The sequence below is a fragment of the Bradyrhizobium sp. USDA 4354 genome, assembly GCF_054060315.1.
The window spans coordinates 3,215,305-3,236,416 of the sequence record NZ_JBSSDC010000001.1; the positions used below are offsets into that span (position 1 = coordinate 3,215,305).

At 56.8% G+C, this 21,112-nt stretch carries 23 protein-coding genes and 1 pseudogene; 7 read left to right on the forward strand and 17 right to left on the reverse strand.

From position 1 onward, the window contains the following. Window positions 1–40 precede the first annotated feature (40 nt). The 13 genes from ACVIIV_RS14955 to ACVIIV_RS15015 form a co-directional block, all read right to left on the reverse strand. A complete protein-coding gene (locus ACVIIV_RS14955; RefSeq protein ID WP_456744871.1) occupies window positions 41–925 on the reverse strand; it encodes a HesA/MoeB/ThiF family protein in 885 nt (294 codons plus the stop codon). Next, window positions 922–1,425 carry a hypothetical protein gene (locus ACVIIV_RS14960; protein WP_456744872.1) on the reverse strand — a complete coding sequence of 168 codons (504 nt, stop codon included), beginning with the start codon at window positions 1,423–1,425 and terminating at the stop codon, window positions 922–924. The genes ACVIIV_RS14955 and ACVIIV_RS14960 overlap by 4 nt, the downstream gene beginning before the upstream one ends. Before the next feature lie 8 nt (window positions 1,426–1,433). Continuing rightward, window positions 1,434–1,841: a hypothetical protein gene (locus ACVIIV_RS14965; protein WP_456744873.1), complete on the reverse strand. Its 408-nt coding sequence runs from the start codon at window positions 1,839–1,841 to the stop codon at window positions 1,434–1,436. Further along, window positions 1,841–2,089, reverse strand: a complete 249-nt coding sequence (locus ACVIIV_RS14970) for a multiubiquitin domain-containing protein (RefSeq protein ID WP_456744874.1) — start codon at window positions 2,087–2,089, stop codon at window positions 1,841–1,843. The genes ACVIIV_RS14965 and ACVIIV_RS14970 overlap by 1 nt, the downstream gene beginning before the upstream one ends. A gap of 112 nt (window positions 2,090–2,201) precedes the next feature. After that, window positions 2,202–2,900: an ImmA/IrrE family metallo-endopeptidase gene (locus ACVIIV_RS14975; RefSeq protein ID WP_456744875.1), complete on the reverse strand. Its 699-nt coding sequence runs from the start codon at window positions 2,898–2,900 to the stop codon at window positions 2,202–2,204. After that, complete coding sequence (locus tag ACVIIV_RS14980) at window positions 2,897–3,250, reverse strand: helix-turn-helix domain-containing protein (RefSeq protein WP_456744876.1); 354 nt, start codon at window positions 3,248–3,250, stop codon at window positions 2,897–2,899. Before ACVIIV_RS14980 ends, ACVIIV_RS14975 begins: the two co-directional genes overlap by 4 nt. 747 nt (window positions 3,251–3,997) lie before the next feature. Continuing rightward, window positions 3,998–6,754, reverse strand: coding sequence for a hypothetical protein (locus ACVIIV_RS14985; RefSeq protein WP_456744877.1), 2,757 nt, complete (start codon window positions 6,752–6,754; stop codon window positions 3,998–4,000). Then, window positions 6,751–7,497 carry a hypothetical protein gene (locus tag ACVIIV_RS14990; protein ID WP_456744878.1) on the reverse strand — a complete coding sequence of 249 codons (747 nt, stop codon included), beginning with the start codon at window positions 7,495–7,497 and terminating at the stop codon, window positions 6,751–6,753. Before ACVIIV_RS14990 ends, ACVIIV_RS14985 begins: the two co-directional genes overlap by 4 nt. Continuing rightward, window positions 7,498–9,213, reverse strand: coding sequence for a hypothetical protein (locus ACVIIV_RS14995; RefSeq protein ID WP_456744879.1), 1,716 nt, complete (start codon window positions 9,211–9,213; stop codon window positions 7,498–7,500). Window positions 9,214–9,841: 628 nt separating this feature from the next. Further along, a complete protein-coding gene (locus ACVIIV_RS15000) occupies window positions 9,842–10,042 on the reverse strand; it encodes a hypothetical protein (RefSeq protein ID WP_456744880.1) in 201 nt (66 codons plus the stop codon). Between the two features lie 294 nt (window positions 10,043–10,336). Then, window positions 10,337–10,516: a DNA methyltransferase gene (locus ACVIIV_RS15005; RefSeq protein ID WP_456744881.1), complete on the reverse strand. Its 180-nt coding sequence runs from the start codon at window positions 10,514–10,516 to the stop codon at window positions 10,337–10,339. Window positions 10,517–10,555: 39 nt separating this feature from the next. Then, entirely contained in the window at window positions 10,556–11,485 is a 930-nt protein-coding gene (locus tag ACVIIV_RS15010) for a hypothetical protein (RefSeq protein ID WP_456744882.1), read from the reverse strand. A gap of 239 nt (window positions 11,486–11,724) precedes the next feature. Continuing rightward, window positions 11,725–12,837, reverse strand: a complete 1,113-nt coding sequence (locus ACVIIV_RS15015) for a hypothetical protein (protein ID WP_456744883.1) — start codon at window positions 12,835–12,837, stop codon at window positions 11,725–11,727. A gap of 545 nt (window positions 12,838–13,382) precedes the next feature. Between ACVIIV_RS15015 and ACVIIV_RS15020 the strand changes: the two genes are divergently transcribed. From ACVIIV_RS15020 to ACVIIV_RS15040, 5 genes and pseudogenes are all read left to right on the forward strand, one after another. Then, window positions 13,383–13,958 carry a hypothetical protein gene (locus ACVIIV_RS15020; RefSeq protein WP_456744884.1) on the forward strand — a complete coding sequence of 192 codons (576 nt, stop codon included), beginning with the start codon at window positions 13,383–13,385 and terminating at the stop codon, window positions 13,956–13,958. A gap of 132 nt (window positions 13,959–14,090) precedes the next feature. Continuing rightward, entirely contained in the window at window positions 14,091–14,237 is a 147-nt protein-coding gene (locus tag ACVIIV_RS15025; protein WP_456748729.1) for a transposase, read from the forward strand. A 505-nt stretch (window positions 14,238–14,742) separates the two neighbouring features. Then, window positions 14,743–15,399 carry a DUF4145 domain-containing protein gene (locus ACVIIV_RS15030; RefSeq protein ID WP_456744885.1) on the forward strand — a complete coding sequence of 219 codons (657 nt, stop codon included), beginning with the start codon at window positions 14,743–14,745 and terminating at the stop codon, window positions 15,397–15,399. A gap of 382 nt (window positions 15,400–15,781) precedes the next feature. After that, window positions 15,782–16,099: pseudogene (locus ACVIIV_RS15035) on the forward strand (type I restriction enzyme HsdR N-terminal domain-containing protein); the annotation flags it as partial. Window positions 16,100–16,301: 202 nt separating this feature from the next. Next, window positions 16,302–16,829, forward strand: a complete 528-nt coding sequence (locus ACVIIV_RS15040; protein ID WP_456748929.1) for a hypothetical protein — start codon at window positions 16,302–16,304, stop codon at window positions 16,827–16,829. A gap of 872 nt (window positions 16,830–17,701) precedes the next feature. On the opposite strand, the gene ACVIIV_RS15045 is transcribed toward ACVIIV_RS15040, so the two are convergent. Next, window positions 17,702–18,115, reverse strand: a complete 414-nt coding sequence (locus tag ACVIIV_RS15045; RefSeq protein ID WP_456744886.1) for a hypothetical protein — start codon at window positions 18,113–18,115, stop codon at window positions 17,702–17,704. A 414-nt stretch (window positions 18,116–18,529) separates the two neighbouring features. On the opposite strand from ACVIIV_RS15045, the gene ACVIIV_RS15050 reads away from it, so the two are divergent. After that, on the forward strand, window positions 18,530–18,826 hold the full coding sequence (locus tag ACVIIV_RS15050; RefSeq protein WP_456744887.1) for a terminase large subunit domain-containing protein: 297 nt from the start codon (window positions 18,530–18,532) through the stop codon (window positions 18,824–18,826). A gap of 1 nt (window position 18,827) precedes the next feature. On the opposite strand, the gene ACVIIV_RS15055 is transcribed toward ACVIIV_RS15050, so the two are convergent. The 3 genes from ACVIIV_RS15055 to ACVIIV_RS15065 form a co-directional block, all read right to left on the reverse strand. After that, window positions 18,828–19,424, reverse strand: a complete 597-nt coding sequence (locus tag ACVIIV_RS15055; RefSeq protein WP_456744888.1) for a hypothetical protein — start codon at window positions 19,422–19,424, stop codon at window positions 18,828–18,830. Between the two features lie 168 nt (window positions 19,425–19,592). Further along, entirely contained in the window at window positions 19,593–19,895 is a 303-nt protein-coding gene (locus ACVIIV_RS15060) for a hypothetical protein (protein WP_456744889.1), read from the reverse strand. A 249-nt stretch (window positions 19,896–20,144) separates the two neighbouring features. Continuing rightward, window positions 20,145–20,621 (reverse strand): Lrp/AsnC family transcriptional regulator, encoded by a 477-nt coding sequence (locus ACVIIV_RS15065; RefSeq protein ID WP_456744890.1) that lies wholly within the window; start codon window positions 20,619–20,621, stop codon window positions 20,145–20,147. A 97-nt stretch (window positions 20,622–20,718) separates the two neighbouring features. On the opposite strand from ACVIIV_RS15065, the gene ACVIIV_RS15070 reads away from it, so the two are divergent. Next, a complete protein-coding gene (locus tag ACVIIV_RS15070) occupies window positions 20,719–21,099 on the forward strand; it encodes a ribbon-helix-helix domain-containing protein (protein WP_456748730.1) in 381 nt (126 codons plus the stop codon). Window positions 21,100–21,112: the final 13 nt, after the last annotated feature.

Genomic DNA, 21,112 nt, shown 5'->3' on the forward strand with positions numbered 1-21,112 from the left:
AATCTCCCGAACCGCAGCGGGCGGTTCCGGGTTCTCTGATTCAGCGCGTTTCCCTCCGCCGGTTTTCACGAAGATGTGGCATCCGCAGGAAGCGCTCGGCATCCGCGTCTTGCGGTTTGCCGCGAATTCCTTCGCAGTAATAGCAATCCGGTTTCGGCTTCGCCGTGGTGAGTTTGGGGACTTGGCCATAATAGTTGATCAGGCGTTGCGGCTCTCTCACGCCGGTGACACCGACCATGAACTCGGTTGCGGCGAGCGCGGAGACGACGCCGTTGATGGGCGACACGGAAGGCCCGGTCTCGCGCAGCACCTCCACCGGTACGCCGTAGATTGCGGCGCGGCTCGCCTTCTCGGCGTCCGTGCTCAGGTATAGTTCGACATCGCGCCGATCGAGAGCATCTAGGCAGTGCAGGCAGCCGCCGCCCTGCCATGCGACGCAGATGCGTCCGCCGTAGACGCCTTCCTCCGGTACGTCCGAGGCGAGATCGATATAGGACTTCGCGTAGGCGGCGCACAATTCGTTCAGAATCGCGCGCGGGCCGTCCTCATCGAAGCAGCCAAATATCCAATCGGCCTGCTTCACGGTAGCAAACACTTCTTCGCTGATCAGGCTTGCCCTTATCGGAGTGACGCGAATGGTGGGATCGATCTCGCGCACAAGACGCGCGGCCAGTTCGACTTTTGGACTGCCAGGCACCGGATCATCATTTCTTGCGCCGACGAAGCGGTTGCGATTTGTCTCGTCCAGTTCCTCGTCGTCGACCAGCGTGATGCCGCCGATGCCGAGCAGGGCGAGGTGCTGGACGAGCGGGCTGCCGAGCCCGCCGACGCCAATAACCGCGACGCTCGTGGCTCGCAGCTTGCGCTGGCCTTCCTCGCCGAAGAGGCGGATGTTCCGGTCGAAGCGGGCAGGAAGATCGCTCATCCCCAGCCTCCCAGAGAAAAGTTGGTCGGCTTCAGCACGCGACTGCCCTCGACAATCCCGTCCAGCGGACGCGGGATCTTCGGATTGTCGAGCCAGAGCAGGGCGTCGAACCCGGACTTCGCGACTACGATGGCGAGATAGGGGCGCTTCTTGAGCCGCCACCACATGTGCGGCACGGTCTCCTGCAGCCCAAGGCGATCGGCGTAAGAGAAGCCCGCGGGCCATGGGCCGGGATGCGAGTGCAATTCCACGAGCGACGTGTCGATATCGTGCGCGCGCTTGATCAGCGCGGCGCGCGTTTCATCGGCCAGTTCCAAATAGTCGTCCTGCTGCACGATGAAGTCGCCAGGACCAAGCTTCTTCGTTTCCGCGACCTCGAAAGTGACCTGATGATCGCTGCGCACGGTGCGGGAAAACAGGAACGCCGCTTGCTCTTCTTCGGAGTCAGACGGCAGCAGGTGCGCCATCAAATCATCGAGCGCGCCGTTCTCCAACTTCAAAAATGCCTTCATGCCCCCTCCTGCAATCGCACCATGAAACTCCGCACCCACGCGAGCAGGTTCGAGCCTTTGCCCACCTCGGCGGTTGCCGACCAATTCTCCACCGACCACGAGAAATGCAGCCACTCGCCGGAGAAGGGTGGCGGCGAAGGTGGAGCGCCTGTGTTATTCGGTGCGGCGCCTTCGAAATTCAGTCCGGCCAGCGTGAGAAATCCGTAAGGCGCATCGCCGGGGTAGTTGCCCTTGATCAGAAAACAGACCGGCAGCTCGCTCACCGCCTCGTTGCTGATGCGCCAGCCTTTGGGCAGCATGTAACGTGGAATCCTGAACCAGTCTTCCCCGTTCGATTCCGCGTGCTCGACGTCGCCGAAGTGGCGGCGCAGGAGGGCCAGCTCGTGGCTGATACGCGCGCGCATCAGCCACGCTTCCAGCGGTGCTTCTTGCCGAATCCCTGGCCCGGCTTGATCTCGATGGTCTCCCCCGGCGCAAGCGTCCGTTCGACGTTGTGCTGGTCGACCTCGATCACGCCCTGCGAGATGTCCCAGCCGCCCAGCTCGGCAATCTGTTCGGTCGTGATCGTGTCCTCGTCCCAGGGAAATTCCTCCCCCTCGATGTTGATAATGTACTTCGGTTCCTTATCGGGTTTCGCCTTCGCTTGACTCATCTTTCCGCTCTCCATGTTCGTTCCTTTGCCGGGGCTGTAGTGCCGATCCAGATTCTCCGTCGGAGTGTATGCCAACGTTAGCTTATATAGCTAACACGTTCGGCAAAAAAAATCAAAGGGTCAGCTGACCGCTCTCCGGGCGGGCGAAAAGATCATCCAGTCGGATACGGGCGACTACAGGATTTACATCAAAGATTTCAGCCAGTTCGCGGGCGGCGCGCTCCCGTTCGTCCTCCTTCAACGTGGGCAGGCCCAGCCCGCCGCGTTCCTCGCAAAAAGGGGCCGCCGCCTTGATAACGAGACCGCGCGGCATCAACAGACCGCCGATCGCCCGATTCGCCTGGAACTCCCACCAGCGCCCGTCGTAGCGCGGCTCGTGCGCCGTGCCGTGAACGTCCCGGCACAGAATCTCCGGTCGGTCGCTTCCGCCCTCGAACAATTTCGGCGGCTTCTCGCCGAGGGCGAAGAGATGCGTATGAAGCAGGCCGTGCCCCGCCTCATGGGCGAGCGTCGTCCGGATGCGGCGCTCGGAGACGCTGCCGCCTTCCGCATCCAGCGCCGTCGTGATCACGATGCCCGTGACCCCCTTCGGCCCGAACGATGTATAGCCGAGCACGCCTTCGGGAAGCGCCTCGTACCGCGGTGAGACCTTGAAGTGCTTTTCGACGAACCGTTCGACCCTGACAGCTTCTGGCGTGTCAGGCATCAGCCCCGCGGCTTTCAAAGCGTCCGCACAGATGCGGTCGATCTCCGCGGGCTTGTAGAAAGGACGGGTCGCGAACGGCCCCCGGTTCGCCCGATACGTGCTCACTTCTTGCCTCCTTTGGGCAGAGGCTTGCTCTTATTGACGAGCTCAAGAAGCTGTTGCGGCGTCAGCTTCTTATCGACGAGCGTGCGGAACGCGAAGGCGTAGCCGGGGTCCTGCTCAGTCATGCGTTTGATTTCATCCAGCGGCGCGCGCTGGTCATGCCGCTTGATTTCCGCGACATCGAGCTTCAGCAGGCGCGACATCTCCTCCAGCATTGGCTCGGAGGGAAAGCGCCGACCGTGCTCCACGTCGGAGATGAAGGGGGGTGAGCAATCGAGTTTCTTTGCGAATTCACGCAGCGAGAGGTCGAGCTCTTCGCGGCGTTCGCGGATTTTTTGGCCAAGCGTTTTCACCGTGTAAGCATACCCAGCGAACGACTCGACCGTCAAGAATGGGCAGTAGGGAGCGCGGAGCACGGCCCTCTGAGTGTCCGTGGGCGAGTTGGCGAATGTCTACGCCGGGCCTTTTTGGATAATTTTGAAGAAGGTCCGCGAGCTTGACCCGGGGGGGAGGGGGGGGGTAGCAGGCAACCGTTCAGCGTTCTGCTTGGCGTCGGCTGCCAAATTTCCCGTGTAGTCAGGGTCATGATCTTACATTTGGAAGAACGGTCCAAGGCACCATTCGCTACTCCGAGCTCCTACGCATCGGGCGGTCTACCGCCGGACGAGGAAAAACCGCCGCGGCTCGTTTGGAGCCGTTTTGGCAATCAGCTGAGACCGGGCGGGCTTTGGCCCGATCAAACGTGCGCCCGGAGCTGGAATGCCGCGGTCGCAAAATGCGATGCGGTTTTGAACACGGACTGCCGCGGTGCACCGCAACGAGGCGGCCCCAAATGAACGGCGACCTCACGCCGATGTCGGCGTCAAACCCACTACAAGGCGCCGCTCGCCGAGCGGGAATTGCGGCTTCTACTTGGCTAGCAGCGCAGCTGCCGTCCAACCGCTTCAGGGAAGGCAGGGTCGTTTCAGCAGACCCCCTTCGCTGGTGGGACAGAGCGTGTCGCTCGCCGCCAGCCTATGGGCTCGCCGGACCCGGTTCATGGCCGTCCTGTAGCGCTGACACTGCTTCCGAACAATTGCTGGGTCCGACCGAGTTCGTGGTCACCGAGACATTACTTGGGCCTGTACCAATCTTCGAGCGAATTCCTGTAGGCGAGGATATCTCCAGGGGTCATACCGCGTGGAATTCTGGTCGCTTTGGAAGATTGAATCGATTTCGTCGATCGTTGTCGGGCGCCAAAACCCTGCTCCGTCATCGCTAAGAAGTAATGCACCAACGGCCGCATATCGCAGAATAAGCGGAGTGCAGATCGATAGCGGGCGATAAGCGTTGTTCGGGTGATAGGGGGCCAATCGAGGAGGAACAAGTCGTTTCAGGCGTTCGACGATATTGCTGTTCCAATAGATGTCATGCAGCGCAGTTTTCAACAACGCCGAACTAACCGGACAAGCGGCGTCGACTTTGTCGTTGGCCGCCCTGAACGACCAGATTGCTTTGACCTGGATTAGGTTGGTTGCAATGCTCACGAGCGTTATGGGCTTAATTGATTCGTACCGTTCGCCTACCACCGATGTTCGGGCCTTCGAGTTGGAGATCAGGCGCGCCCTTTCCTCCAGTAAGCCACACACAGCGACGTAGATGCTATCGACCGCTTCGTCGCAAGAATCGCTGCTGTTGGACATTCGCTTCCAGTAGTAACCGCTCAGCGCGAGAGCAAGCTTCTCGTTGTCAAAACGAATGAATGGAACAGTCGCGGATCCTTTCTCCCGGTCTTCATCCAGTCTCTCGCGTGCGATCGACAGGAATGCCTCGGCTCTTGCCAAGTCCCGATCTCCGTGCGCAAGTATGCGGCACGCTATCGCGCGCAGAAAATATGCTTCGCGTCCGCTCAAGAATGATTCTGCAGCGCCCCGCTCGACGTCTTCCCTTGTCGGAATCGGCTTTCTCGATCGGCGCGACCTCTCGATTATTGAGATCGCATTGCGCGCGTGCTCCTCCGCGACCGACCACCTTTCGGCACTAGCGACGAGTGCGCCGAGGACCAAGTATTTCAAATAGACTTCTTGCCGATCGTCGCCGTCGGCAGTGGAGTCGTGGCAATCTTCAGCGATCCGATCGAAATCGGCGTTGAAGCTATCAACCGTGCTGTACACATTTTCCGGGCTCGCTAACCTATCGAAAATGACGTTCGTATTGTTGAGCCGGTCCAACATCAGGTCCGGCGGATTGCGGACGCCGTTTTCGCGGGCGGCCATCAACACGTCGGCGCCAATGTCCGAAAACACAACGTTCGACCGATCGCGCGCGCGGACGACCTCTTCGGTTACTTCATCTTGAAGTCTTTCCCAATTTATCTCTTCGTTTTGGACCGACTTCTGGACAACTTTAACCACGCGCTCTCTAAGATCTTGCAGGTCGCCGAACGCCGGTTCGCTATATGCGTCTAACTCGGCCGCTATGACCGCCCTTTCTGTGAATTCAGCCCAGACCTTATAGGCCGATCCGATCGCAGTGTCGTCGACGTCGCTCAAGAATTCGCTGTACTTCGACTGTTCCGTTCTCGTGGAGATTTCGTACAGTATGTTTTGCTTGTTCCTCAGCGCCTCGGCTTCCCAGTCCTCTTTCCCCAGCTCCAGGTCCGGCTCATCCCTAAACGCCAACAGACCCGAAAAAAATTCAGGGGGGCGATCATTTGTTGCGTGTTCGATGGTGGGGCGCCCGCTGGCCGGCGAACTCTGAAACTGTCCGTTTACATCGACGGCCACCTCATCGATGAACGCCCAATGATGGTGGATAAAATTGCGCCCGAAATTTCTTGCAAGTTTCCGATCGATGTCCAGTGCGGCATGAAATTCACTGAAGAAAAGCTGCGTTATATTACGATCGCCCGTGACCAAGACCAACCCGCACTCTGTATCGGCCTCCTTCAGTCGCTTATTTATCAGAAAGAGATCTGCGATAGCGTCTGCATCGTCTGCTATGGTCTCGCTCTTCGCGGAGAAGCGTCCTTTCTGTACGATTATTAGTTTCTCAGCGGCACCGGTGAGTGTCCGCTTCTGATCTTTTTCGATGTCAGAAAGGTCTCTGGTGAAGCAATCGATTACGGCGCCGTTCTCCGAATCGCGCGCACTCCTTGAATCTATTCCGCGAAAGGCTTTGGTCGAGAATATGCCGCCGTTGTTTACGTTCAGCGCATAGAATCGATCCCATTCTCTTACCGCTTTTACTGGGTTGCGAGTCTTGTCGAGAATCCTTTTGACGATTGAGAACGTGAATTCGGAGATCCGCTTTTGACCCGCAGTGCCTCGCGGCGTGTTTGCCGCCATGTCCCGAAGCACCACGAGCGCGCCAGACACGGCGGCGACCGAGCGCTTTATGATAGCATTGCTGTCGTTACGGTCAAAAGCATCCGCCTGCTTGCGAACAGCGTCGTAGACTTTTGTAGTCTCGCGGAAATGTGCCGGAAGCTGATAAATCGGAAGCGTCGCGCTTACCTCAAGACGAGCTTTTAGTGCATGCTTGACGATCAGCTGCGCAACCGCTTCAGCCTGTCGGTCTTCATCTCGTGATATCTTCAGCCGTTCTTGGAGCTCCCGATCGTAGGTGGGGCGTAGCGGCAATACTTGGCCGTAACCGCCTATCCATTTCTCAGCTTCGTGCACCACCGGTCCTTGGATCCAAGGTGCGCAATTCGTCTTGATGATATCGGTATCGTAGACATATATGACCTTGCGCCGTGGTCCGCTCCTATAATTACGAAGGGCGGCGCGCTTCGAACCCTCGAGCGCGGCGAATGCAGCGTTTTGCACCAATTGCAAACGCCATTGCTCCTTGTTCAAGGGCCGCGATAGTTTCATGCGGGCTCTTTTGTGAGCTGATCCAACATCGAATCTTCGGGCACGGCGGGCAATTCGCCAAGCTCGAAATCTTCGGCGTGCGGCTCGTACTTGCGATTCCAGGACTTTATTCGGTCTTCAGAGAGAAAAGAAAGGCCGTGTGCATCCAACAAGTCCGCGATCGGAGCGGCAAGCAGGATTTCGTCGGCTCTTCCAACAACGATGCCGACGAAATGACCTTCCTCGTCCGCGAGCATTGCCCCATTGAGCACCTTGAATTGCCGGCACAGCGCGGTCAAGTTTTTGAAACGGACGGCCAACAGGGGAAATACGGATCGCTTGCTGCCGGCGATTTCCAACATCGCTTCGTCGTAGTGCGGAAGCACGGTTCCTTCGGAATATGGGCGCAGTCCCAAAAAAGACACCTTACGGCCGAGAGCTCCTCCGATGCTTCGAACCGGCATGGAGGACTTTAGACGACCGAATGTCGGCGCAATCGTCTGCCTTTCGTCCAGGAAGAATAGGAAGCCGCATCGCGCCGGACCAATCTTTTCCATCTCTGAAAGAAGCGGGTGAGGTTGCTCGCCCAGGCCGATCGTCTGCCTTTCCGATCTCACGTCGATCCTGAACTCGTCGCCTCCGCTGGCAAGCCAGTCGGAAGTCAGCCCGACGATCTTGTCGTCCGGCGTCGCAAACAGGAAAGACAAGCGGGCACGCCGTGGGGTGGAAGGCGTTTCCAGAACGAGCGACGGGGTGATCAGCATTTAGATGCCCTGGTCTGCAACGACGTGCTCTTGCCGCCACGCCAGCGGAAATCCGAATATTTCCCGTTCCAAGCCGCCAAGGTCCCATAAGGTTGACTTCACCCGCTCATCGGTGAGATTTTGAGGTTTCCTAATGAGGAATCGCCCGTCATCGAAGTGCCCCATTGGCTCGAATGTAGCGCACTTTTCCTCCGCGTCGAAATGCACTTCGAAGAATTTCGAGATGATTTCTGTTCTTCTTTGAGCTGCGCTGATTTTGTACTTGGCAGGGTCGCCGCCCGCCTGATCCTTGATCGCGTCGTCAAGGAGCCCGTCGTCGTGCTCGGTGTTCGGAGGCGAGCTGCCGGATAAAATTGTCAGCACCAAAACTTCTTCCCGAGACAGCCCGAATGCGCCGGTGACCGGCGCAGTGGAGCCTATGCGCACGATGTCTATCCTGCGGGCGGCCTCGTCCGCCTCCATCTTGGCGATCTTGTCGATCATCTGTTCCGCTTCCGCTTTCGAGACGCGACTGTACTTGATGCGATCCGTGTTAATGAGAAAGGCCAGAAGCATCTTGTTGATCGGCGCGGATGTGGGCTCGAACGGCGTCTCGTTAAGTCCGATCAATTCCGGAACCGGCGTCTCCGTGGGCCTCTCCTTCAACCTAGAGTCAAGAAACTTGTTGATGGACTTTTGTTTCCCAGCGCGCTTCATCAGATCGCAATAGAAGTCCTTCTCCTTGAGACTCAGGGCGGCGCAGAGGGACGGGTTTTCGTTCGCTGTGGCCAGCTGCCATACCAGCGGCGCAGTCGTCAGCTCATGCTCGCGGATCGCTTTTTCCCAGCGGGTCCAATCCAGCGAAGGAGACCTGCTGGATACATCGGACGGGCGTCCGGTAAGAATAGAAAGATGCTTCCTGTCTCTGAAATAAGAGATGAGGCCCAGCGGAATTTTCCAAAAGTCCTCGCCGACCCTGGTGTAGCACCTGAGCATATCGATGAGCGCGCCGTCACCGGTGCCGAAGATCTTGATCGGCTTGTCGATTTTGGGGCCGTCCGACAAAGGAAGGGGCTTATCCCAATACGTTCTGAAGTGTCCGCCAGTCCTGCGTTCCGGGCCGAATCCCGAAGCGAATATCAGGATATCGCACGACACTTCTTCCGAAGCTCCGGTTGTCACATTTGTGAACTGAATAGTGGTGCCGGTCTTATCGTTTCGAACTATCCGTTCGAACTTCATTTCGTAAAAAATTGCCTGGGCTAGGTCGGCGTCGGCGACAATCGAATTGAACTGCTCTCTTAGTTCGGCGACTACTTGGTCTCCCGGACCGGCATGCCAATTTAGAATAGGGAAATTTGTGAAAATGTTCAGTTTATCGACGATCGGCCACTTGTTGTAGTTCGGATGGACCAGACGGTGGCGCGCGGGTTTCTGCAGGTCCAGCACGTCAGAGGCGCGCTCGTAGATTTTGACGTCTTCGCAGCGCAATTTGGCCAAGGCAGAAAAAGCGGTGACGCCGGCGACGCCGCCGCCGACGATCACGATGCTACGGGTTTGAAGGTCTCTCCCGAGATTCGCTTTGAGGGCAGAAACGAGATTGAGTGCGCGCTGCTGCTGAAAGGCAAATCCAACGCGATACCCGAAGGGACTGATAGTGTAAACGTTTTCGCGATTGGGAATTCTGGAAATACGAATAACGTCTTCGATAATGGCCGGGGTTGATTCAATCGACATCTGAACCTGGTTAAAAGCGACGGGCGCTTCACTGTAACGCGAGAGAGAACGCTGGTGCAACCGCGTCCAGCCGTTTTTCCGCTAAGGGGCCCGCCGCGGAGGGGCGGAGTTCGCGAGGTCGCTCGCTCGAACGGGCGACTGAAACGGTTGCCGCTCCAGTGACGCTTGGTGCCCGATCGGCACGCCGGTACACAACTGGACGAGGCGGATGGCCTTGTTTGTTTGTCAGCGTTGTCGAACGAAACCTCCGAGACCGTGATGTCGGGACGAGGGCTCCCGCCTCGGACGGGAGCGCGGTTTGCGAGCGGACATTTCATCGGAGCCGGGCGCTCCAGCGACGCGCATTCTTCATCAAAACGGCTGGAGGTTGGAGCGCCGAGATAGAGTTGCGTTTGCAGCTGAAGCGTCATTGAATGAGAGGTGCGACCCGGTTCGGGCGCGCTGTTCGTGGCCGACATGCAGCTTCGGCACTCGCTCAAGTGCAGCGACCTTGACGCGGTCGCCACGAGTGAGGGCGGAAACCTTCTGCGCGGAGAGGCTCCGGTGATCGACCCGCGCCTTGCGGCCCCTTCCCCGCACGGCTTTGTTCTGCTGGCCGGCCCAGGCAAGCGGGAAGTGGAAACGGGGCTCATCGCGCCGTCTCCTTGTCGCCCTTCGGTTCGCGGACGATCGGGCGGCCATCCAGCGGCATGCAGCTGAGCTGAAGGTTGAAGCCCTTACCGTCATCATGCGGCCAAGCGGCGCCGATCCTGGTCCAGAAGGCTTTGTCGCCTTTGCCCTCGACCACGAAAACTCCTTGGGGGCGCTGGTTCTTTTCGTTACATTTCATCTATTTATCTCCCGTTTGGTTCTGCCGGCTGCGCCGATCGCGGCCGGACGGGAAATCTTCGGCACACGAGGAGACGGCGGCGGCGCAACGGAGGGTACGGCCGAGGGCTCCCTTCAGGGATACGGTTGGATGCCTTGCTCCGACGCGCCTCAGCGCCAGTTTCCCCGTCCAACTGCCGTGTATTGAGATCAGAGGCGCAACGGGAGATGGGCTTGAAACGCAATAGGACCGCTCCAGAATGAGTTTCTTGTCGTAAGTGAAAAGTCCGATGGGTTGGGGCATACGGACGCCGTTTCATGTCTGTGCTTCGAGTTCGATGCCGACACCTGATCGGCCAGTACGTCGCGCAGCCACCACCGTCGAACCAGACCCGCAGAACGGGTCTAGCACAATCGCGTCCAGAGGACAGAACGCTTCTATCAAGCGGCTGCAAGATACTGATTGGCTTCTGCGTCGTGGGCAGTCGATTTTCATGTATTTACAGGAAAGGTCGGTGCCACCGGTAGCTCCGCGTCACAATTCGAACGGGTCGCCACCAGGTAGCGGATCGACCACTCTGCTTTGACGACCGCGTCTTGCCAATTCAAATGGATCGCCACCTGGAAGCGGGTCGACCATGGCGGCCAACTCCGTTAAGAGTCGCCCGGCGTGATGCAGTACAGCCGCGCGAGGCGTTCTCGTGTCGGCTGCTAACCCGGTTTCGGTAACAAGTGCTGCCGGCATATTGGCTCTGGCAGCGCGTATATTCGCTATTCGTTTGCGATATTCGCTGCGATGCATAGTGCGATCTTCGACCTCATGGAAATGGCGCTCCTTGTGGCGCGAGCCGAAGATCTCTCGCGCTGCTGAACCGTTGCTGACGATTTGATACCCTTTTTTCAAAGTCTGGAACGGTTTGCTGACCTTGTTTAGATGATCAAATCGGACCGACCGCGGCTTATGCCAGGATTCGAAGAAAGAAGGGTAGACGAAGTTGCTTACGGCGATGCCATCGATTTCATACTCCCCGTCCTCCACCGCATCACACATTTCGTAAGCGTAAAACAGGCCGTTGCTGGCTTGAGCCCACATCTGCGCGCCGGGATCGATCAACATTTCGAGCAACTCATGGGACGTGGTGACGCTCACCTTCTCCCCGGCCGCGACGGTACTCTTGACGAAGACCTTTGACACGGGCTGTCCGTCCTTGGTCAGATCATGATAACCGAGGGCATCGGCCGCATCAGAATCATCCAGAAAGACAATTTGCCATTCATCAGGCTTCGGCTTGTCGGCAACCTGAAGCTTCGCAGGATAACCCCATATGGGTACGAAATCTCGCTCCAATTGCTTTTCTAATGCTGACACCAGTTTCTTGAGGTCGACCTCAAGGGGCGCCTTAGCCAGATTCACAAAACTTATGGTCGGAAATTTCCCTTGATTGAATGCGGCTGCTCTAATCATCGCGAAGCTCCTTCGAGTAGCGGTTTAAAAAGGGTTAGCTCTGCATGCGCGAGGGAATCACAAATCACCAAATGGATCTTCGTCTTTGTCACGCGGAATTGGGTCTACCGTCCTAGGCGTTCGGGTCTTCGGTTTTGGCTTGATGACCAGTGTTTTTGCCTTCTTTGTGCGCCTGGATGGGCGAGGTGGCGCGCGCTTCTGGGCTTTCGAGACTGATTTTGCCATTTGGAGGTGATCCCTTATGGAGCGCGGATGAGCTGGAGCTCGCGACTTTTCAGTTGGTCGACCGCTCTGGCCGCAAGTTCTTCGGCCCAATTACGAGCCTGGGCAGTAAGAGTGGTTCCTACATATATGTCGTCCGCCGGTAGGCGTGGTGTGCGCACAGGGGCGCGGGGCGGCACCCTGCGCACCGAAGGGGAGACGACGGAGGCACCGCCGCTTCGTTCTCGGGAGAAAAGGTAGCTACGCAGCGCAGTAAGATAAGCTAGGACGTCCTTATCTACAGCAAGACCCACAGTGACTTTATGAGTGTCCGTCCGGTTTAGCGAACCAGTGAGCGAAGCGTCGGCGAGTTGGAAGCCAGTGCCGACGGGAGTAAAAATGACTTTGGGCGTTGATGACCCGTCAATTGTCGTCGTGAAGGTAAGTTTGTCTGCAATGGTTGGAGCGCCGATCGCGCCGGCTGCGGCGTCCTTTTCAGACAACTGCCCGAGATAAACCAGTTCGAAGAAGGTCTTCACAAGTTCGTCGACACCGATATGACCGGCGATAGGATAGACGTAGTTGGCCTGCTTGATTTGCCCGTCGCAGTATCGATGACCTCGAACCGGCACATTTACTCTTACCAAGAGTTCGCTGAAGGTGTCCGTCACCGTGAAGGAACGCTCGTTAGTTCGGTTCCTGTTGAAATCGCCTGACACAGCAAGCGTCAATTTTCGTGCCCAAGGACCCAATAGGTTCACGGTGGTGCCCAGATCATTTTGTTCACTCATGGTGAGGTCAAAATTGTAGGCAATCGCCGTCGAGTAGATTACGCGATAAAAATTTCGCACCTGTTCATATTTCGGACCCGGAAATCGATCGGGATTGAAGTTGCTAATCGAGTCGGGGTCCGCTTCATAATCCGCTAATACTTGTCGGGCGATTGGATCGCCGAGTTGATCATCATGATCGGTGGCAAGCCGTGTAAGTTGTCGGATTAGAAACTGCAGCGCGGCTTCCCGCGTTTCACAGCGGATTTGCCGAGCAATATGATACGTATTTACACCTGTGACGTCTTCTGGAAGCGGGTGGATGGAGCAACTCACCAACAGAAATGCGGCCGCGCTCGCGGCAAATATTCGAATAAACATCGGATGTCCCCTGCCAACGTCTAATCCTCTGATTGTAGGCACAATGTAGTTGTATTGTATGTCGTATTCGCGCAACAGGGCAGTGAAATTCTCAAATCGTAAGTGCGAATGGTGCTACCGCGCACGGTACCGATTGCGATGGTGTTTCTGGTTTCTCGCCGGGCTGGCTACCTCCAGCGATTTTAGATGCGGGGAGATGTTAGGCTCTCGTGAAGGTCGGGCCGCGGTCGGCGTTAAGGCTCACTAGCGGCACCGTCGTCCAGACGTAAGCCGACCCGACCCGGCGCCAAATTCATCGGCCGCGTAATACGCTCTTCCTGCGACTCAAGGGCTTGAGGCCCTCAACCGCAGATCCCGCAGACGGTGTTAACCTGCTGCGAGAATCCGGCCAAGTCAACGTGCCGTGGATGCTCCCGTATGGGCAACGTTGAAGTGGGCGGTTTCGTTCGTTGAAATACTGCGCGACACCGGGGAGAATCGCTGAAGTCCTGCGCCGGTTGCAGGCTAATCATATCGCGGGCTAGCAAGCTTATGCTGGGGGTCTGATGGATTTCAGCGGGGTCTGTATCGTTGGCCTGGTTGTGACTGGCGTAGCGGCGCTCGGCTTCTTCGGTGCAAACCATAAGTTCAGGGCGGCGGTCGACCGGGCAGTCGCCCCGATGAAGGTCCCTGAGCGGCGATGGTGCGGATATAGCGCCCAGGATCTCAACGAGTTCAGGATAGCCGCTTTCAAACAGCCGACAGCGTTCGGGAAATCCGCGCTCGATCTGTACCGAGACCGTGTGTTGCTATTTGACATGGGTTTTGCTGTTGCTTTGGGCTTTTTTAGCCTGCTGTCTTGGGTTGTGGCTACGCAGCAAGCTGGCTCGTCGCTCGTGTCGTCCCTCGCGATGTTCTGCGGAATGGGGGGTGCTATTTACGGTCTGTCCGACCTGGGTGAGGATATTATCCTTCGTATGCTTCTCCAGCCCGGACGCGCTATTCGCGATGACGATGCCAAGAGAGCGACAGCTCTTACGTGGTTAAAATTCGCAACGATCTGCATATCCATTGTCGGAGCTATAGTGTTCGCGCTGCTGTCTATTGTGTTTAAGGCGATCCCTTCCAGTACGAAATCATAGAGCTTGGCCGGCGAAGATGTCGGCCTTGCTCTCGTGACACTCGGTCTCTGACTCTGTTTATCTTGGTTCGAATCCAGGTTGCCTGACAACACTACGGAAGATGTATACGAGACAAAACACGAGGGAGCTCTCGTGCAGGCGGACGATTGCAGGGCGGCTTTGGAGCGCATTAGGTGGCCCAACGGTCCCGTATGTCCTCATTGCAAAGCATCAGGCCGTACCATTAGCGTGGTTGGTGGTGCGTCGCACCGTCCCGGCCTCTATCTACCTCTGCTCTGAATGCCGGCAACAGTTCACGGTCACTGCGGGCACTCCGCTAGAGGGGTCTAAGCTCCGCTTGGCTTCATGGATTCAGGCCGCTCACATGCTCAACACGTTGCCAGCAGTGATCACCGTAAGAGAGGTCGAAAAGGCGCTGGACGTTACTTACAAGACGGCATGGCGCACCGATACAAAAGCTCTTGAAGGCTGTGGAGACCTATTGAGGTCCGTTGCCACTGTTTGGCGCGACGGTTAGGGCTCATGTGGAGCCGTTGCTGCCGAAGAAAAGCAACACACGGTCTGCTTGGGAGCGGAGAAAGGCGAAGAAGACTGCCGGGACCTATAAAGCTCCACGAGTGCCTGTAGCCACTGGAGCGCTGTCAGGATTGCAGTTCACGCCGCCGGCCACCAAGGCCCATGTAGAGCGCACGGAGCGGTTCTTGCGGTGGGTGCTGGAGGCTTAGATGCGATACGATCATCTCCGAGATACGGATGGCGTGCTGAGGACTGATGGAGGATTGTTGTGGCGGTAGATTTCGGACGTCGGTTTGAGGACTTGAGCAAACAAGCTGATGCAATTGACGCCTCCAAGAAGTATGAATCAGGAGGCGAATATGGCTTTGCCGGCCATCGCATCGATCAAAACGACCTTATTAGTTGGTCTGTAAAGGTCCGGCATCTGCTGGTCACGGTCTGCGGCGAGACTTCACAGCACTTTCAGGAGTTCGTGAAGCGCGAAGAGCCGTCGATGTACACGACCAACTATGAGACATTTCTCAAGCAAAGAGCGGTGCTGTCTGCGGCAAGAGAAGATTTCGAGGGCGGCTACCTTTCCAGTCTCAAAACGCTGATCCAGAGTGAAGTCTTTGACAGTGAACTCGATCAGGCGGCCGAGCTGTTGGCTTCGGGTTACGAAACTGCTGCTGCCGTTATTGCAGGAGTTGTGCTAGAAACTACTCTCCGTGAGATGTGCACCGAAAATGGCTTGCAAGTTGGGAAGCTCGACAGGATGAACGCGGATTTGGCTAAGGCTGGCATCTACAATAGGCTCCGTCAGAAGCAAATCACAGCATTTGCAGATATTCGCAACAGTGCTGCACATGGGGATAGCAAGGGCTTCAAGAGAGAAGACGTTGCCAGCATGATTAGAGACATTCAGAGCTTCCTCGCTGAACGCTGATATTGGTCAGTCCGCAAGGAGTTTTGCGACCTCATCGGCTTCCAAGCGCTTCTTGTCGAGCAATGCGGTAGCAAGTCGCTCAACCATTGCGCGGTGCGAGGAAAACAAGGTCAGAGGCACGGGCGTGCCCTTGATGCATCATTCGAACTTGCTCCTCCTCCTCGAAGTCTTCTAGTAGCTCGACCATCTTTGCATAGTCACCCCAGCCTGCTCCTTCGTGCGTAGGGGCCTCGAAGAGCTCTTGAGCCTCTAAGCCACGCGATACGTGTTCGGCGACGAGCCTACACGTCGAATCACTGTAATGGCGTAGGGCGGAAGTTTTGTTGTGCATGGCGAAAGCGCCTCTGAAGGGACGAGACGAATGACCCCGAACTTCGATGCGATGAACGAAACGGGCGTGCGAGAAATCATCGTGCGTCCTCTTCTCCACCGACTTGGCTATGCACACGGAACAGTCGCCAATATCCGCACCGAAGTCCCGCTGCGGTACGACAGGGCCTTCCTGGGGCGGAAGCAGCCAAAGAAAGACCCTCCCTTGGCAGGGCGAATCTGCGATGCGACGTCCTATGGGCGCTGGGCCGTAGAGGTTAAAGCGCCTTCGCAGCCCCTTACTCAGGACGATGTTGAGCAGGCTCACACCTACTGCGCGCACCCCGAGATTAGCGCAGCATATTTCCTGTTGACGAACGGCCGCGAGTTTAGGCTGTACGCGACGGGGCAGCTTAAGGAGCCCTATCTGAGTTGGACTTACGAAGAGACTGAACTGAAGTTAATGAACCTCTTCAACGTCGTGGGCTACGACGCTATCCGAAGGCTCACAGAGATAACTCGCCCTGACATCAATAAGCCCTTAGGGCCGGGACTTCCTTCCGAAGTGAAGATTGTGGGCGGAGAGATTTTGTATGGCGATCACCGATCTGACCATCCCTTGTTTCAGACCCAACGCGCTGAAAGGATTAGTGGGAACGGTTACGGGCGGCCAAGTCAAGCGGAACGAGGACGGGCGCCTTCTCGCAATAGTAGGCGTGAGGAGTCCCTTTCAGCAAATTGCAGCCCTGAACAAGCTCGCGGGTCTTGAAGACTTCAGCTTCTATTGTGCGGACGAGTTCATTTCTAGAAATGTCGAAAGGCCAACGATCTGTCAGAACGTGGTGAGCGGTGAGCTTCCACCGGGACACAAAGCCCAATTGTTGCCCGGGTTGCCCCCGATTCCTGTCCCTGGCTTCCAGTTCACAGTATCAACCTATGCAACGGGCTACGTGGATGGGACCACGTTCGTAGGTGTGCTCGCGTTCGACTACCAATACCAGCTTATTCGTGGCTTCTCATCCGGCAATCCGACCCTGGATGCCGCAATTGCAACCACTCCGGCAACCGCGCGAGCAAAAGGAGAAGGCACGTTCAAGGTGCTTCTCAATCTGCATCGATAGAGAAACGAGCGGTTGCGCCTGAGAACATTGATGTGGGGCCTGAGTGGAAGATCTAGAGCGCTACCTAAATGAGATTGTCGAGCCAACCGTGAACGACTTCCGGGAAAACCCGTAAGCGTGAGGAAAGGCTTCCTCACCTGTGTGGCGATAGATCATTCCGTCGACTATTTGGCGTATCCGGGAGACCGCTCGCAATGGGACGGAAAGGCGCATCGCGATAGGCGCGCGAAGCTGCGAAAGCAATCAGAGAAGAATGCGAACAGTTCCGAGTAGCGAGCTAGTCGGCCAACGCGTTCAAGCACGTCAAAACCACAAGCCAGAGAGGGCTCGAAGCTGCCGAAGTGTACGAACGACCGCCCGCAATGGCAGGCAGGGCGATGGCTGGTATGTCAATGGCTGGTGATGTGTGGGGAGCAGTCGTAATAGATGGTCATAACCTCCTTAAGATCGTCACCGAAGCTCTAAGCTTTCTGCGGTCGAAGACACGGTAATCCCACTGTGCCCTTCGGCCTGTGCGCTTGCAAAGCCGCCCACACGACCGCAGTTTGGCTGCAATAACATGCATTAGGTCGAGTTCTGGAATCATGCGAAGTGGACTGCCTCCAGTGAGGTTCACCGCGCGAGCCAACGGCGAGCACAAGATCGTGCACGCCATCGTGACGTCCTGGCGAAGGCATATGACCTTGAGAATTATCCGGCGCGTTGACTTTCCGGCCCGTCGAGCCACCTTTCCGGAGTGGGGCGGCTGTGTCACCAACCGCCCCGGTCGTCACGTCAATGGCGAAGCTTCCGAAGGCCGTCCTACGGGGCGGCCTTTTCCTTGTGTTGCGCTGCTTGCGCGCTCGAAATGGGCGGAACACCGACAGGCGGCGCTAGCCTTCCTGCACGCGCCCCTCAGCAAAAAAGAGATAGTAGCGCTCAAGGCGACGGAAATAGGAGAGCACAATCTTTGCGAACGACAATGCGTTTCGATCTGTCAGACGGTAAATCGTTTCGATATCTGGCAGCTTGAGCGCCGCAGCCAAAGCTCCCGCCAACGAATTGATGCGGTCAGCCAGGGGGCCTGATTTATCGAAACGCTCTGCATCAGCCTTGAGTAGCTGGTTCGCGGCCAAAAACCTGTAGAGGTTACCGTATCCCATTTTCAGGTTTTCAAAGTTCTTAGCAAATTCGGCGAGCGAGATGTGCATCTCGTCGAAGATGTCTGCGCGTCCGTTGACATCGACATTGCCGGGTGAGGCGTACTGGATGCGCCTTACAGATATTCGGTCCATAATCCCCTGCAAGGACCAAAGGTCTTCATACAGGTTGACGTAGCTCGATCCACCGCGAGGCGGATGACCGGCAAACGCTTGGCGGACCCGCCTCTTTAGTTTCTAGATGAGCGGCGTCATTGGCTTGGATAGGTTCTGAATGATCCCGCGCGAAGAAGCCTGCCTCTGGCAGATAGTGTTTCTCCACGAGTTCATCTTTGACAGCGTGGAGCAGCGTAATTGAACCGTCTTTGTCTGCGTCAGAAGAAAACTACCGCAATAGTGACAATGAGGTGCGCCTGCCGCATTCCAAAAAATTGGCGCGAATTAGCGACCTTGTCGAGGGGGGGGCGGCATGAAGGGCGGAAAACCTCAGCTCGCCGCAAACGCGAACGCTTTGGAGGACATTAGCCCGCCCACATAGCCCTCCAAACACGCCAGGGCAGAATGGCGGCGCGTGATGCCCGACTTGTGCAAAGGCCGATCGAATTTAAGCTAGATGACTCTTTTCTTGAGGCAATTTCTGGCGAGGGTGCACCTGCACATGGTCGCACGCCGGCTTTCGTCTTGGTTGACGAGCTCCACATCTGGAAAAATGCTGAGCTCTGGAAGGCGCTAGCCTCGGCGCTTCCGAAGACGCAGGGTTCGCTAATGGTCGTCGCCACGACAGCGGGGGCGTGGCCAAGAGAACATCGCGCATGCAGTGAACCTACGGTGAGGTGCGGCGGGTCATGCGTGTCATAGCTTATTGACCGATGTAGCCATTAGTCACACCACCGTTTGGTGCCGGCACTGTGCAAGGTCCGCCTATCGGCCCGGTCGGACCGGGGATTCTCCCCATGACAGTTATGCAAGCGTTGCCAAGTCCCTGCGGGGGCTTTTGCGATGCGTCCTGAGATCTCTGTAGGTTTTGTGCGGCCACACCGTCCAGTCGTTGAGTCAGGCCCTTATTTACGTCTTCAAGGAATCCAGCTAGTTGCGCTTTGACCGGTGCCGAACGCACCTCGTCAGCGTATGCAACGGAAACAATGGAGAAGGAGGCATGCTGGACTGCGGGGGGCTTAGCTGGCGTCGCGCCATTTATAAATGATGTAACGAGTGCAGGTGCGGCGATGCCGAGCTGAACAATTGCGAATGGCTGTTTCACCTCATTGTTTAGCAATGCCATCATGCCGCCGAGAAAGATCAGCACAACGACCCGTATTGCATAGCCTACATAATTGCCGACACTAAGGACTTCAGGGTGATCGATAAACGGCGCAAGATCTACGGCGAGCACGGTTACCAGTATAGGTAACAACCCACCGAGTGCGCCTAACAAAAACGCTCCGGTGCGCGACATGACTCAACTCCCATGCCGGATAAAGGGCTTCTAAAAACAACCAAATGGTAATCCAAGGGCGGATCAACTGCAACGAGAGCTCAAGGGGCGCGGAGGCGCAGGGCGCAGCAAAAAGGGGTGCAAGTGCTGACTAATCGTAGAAGAATTCGTGGGGAGATATTGCGATGGCTAAGCCTTGCCGTTTCCCGTGACGCCTTTCGGGGCTTGTTCGCCTTTTATGCGGCCAAGGCCCACGTTGTCGGGATAGGGGCCGCAAGCGCCATGCACGCAAATTTTGGCACCGTGCCAGCGCCCCCAAAGCACTGCCGAAATATTCTCGGATCCTTCCAGATCGAAGAAGCGGGGCGGACTCTCTTTTTCCGCGTGCTTGTGGTTCTCGACGCGCTCTGTCTCGACAACCAAATTGCCTTCCCCCCATGACGGGCAATGTTTCAGTGCGTACAGGTAGCGAATGACGCCGGCGTTCGACAACGACAGCGAACCAGCAGAATATGTGAGGCTGCCCGAGGCCGGTCTGTGAGCGAAAGGCGGATCTTGCGCATGAGCAAGCGAATCTTGAGGTGCATGCCAATCCCAATTCCGGAGGGGTCAAGACCAGCTGGGGAAGTTAACCTGAGACTAGAGCATCGCAGGGACGTTTTTTGCGTTTTATAGCGGTTGAGCGACGGAAAAAGGCGCGAACGCGTCGACCCGCGCAGGAGACACCGCATCAGCGATCAGTCAATCCTGGCACGGACTCTCAACTGGAATGACGAAGCCGGCTTTCACGCGATCCAATACGACCATCGTCTTGAACCCCTTGATGTCCGGGTTCACATGGAAGAATCGCCGAGTGAACTCCTCGTATTCTTCCATGCTAGTAGCGGTAACGTATAGGACGAAGTCCGCGTCCCCCGTCACGTAGAATCCGTTGACAACCTCAGCTGACAATTTGATGGCCTTCTTGAATCTATCGATGATATCTGAACGCTCCCGCTCCATAGTCACTAGCACAAGCATTTGAAGCGGCCGCCCAACAGCCTTCGGCGAAACGATCGAGACATCGCCTTCGATGATACCTTCCGAACGAAGCCTCTTCAGGCGCCGTTGACAGGCGGTGGCAGAAAGCCCGGCAAGTTCGCCGATCACCTCGGAAGTCAGACGGTTATTCTTTTGGACGATCTCAAGGATGCGGGCGTCGATTCGATCGTATGGCATTTCGGCTCCAGTTCCGGTGAATTTCACCGCGAAATGGCTGCGCGACGCAGCGGACTATGTCATCATGACCGGAATCAAGCATCTCGAGGGGACCGCCGTGTGCAATTTATTTGCGCGACAGCCTCAGCGTAATTACGAAACCCAGACGCGTTCGTTGCGGATCGGAGGTCATTGCACATCAATCCGTCTTGAACTCGCATTTTGGGACACACTTGAGGAGATTGCGGCAAGGGAGAGGATGAGCGTCGCGAAGTTCCTTACGAGTCTCCACAACGAGGTCCTCGAACATCATGGGGAGGTGAAAAATTTCGCCTCGCTCTTGCGATGTTGCTGTCTCATCTATCGTTCCGGCGGTGATAGCGCACAAACCGATTTCGTTGCTCCTGTGTCAGGCTTGCGGAGCAGCAGACCGGAGCCCCGACTATCCGCATTGGAGCGCGGGCAGCACACCGACGCAGCTCTGTCACTCCCGAAATGACAGGGCTGCCCGC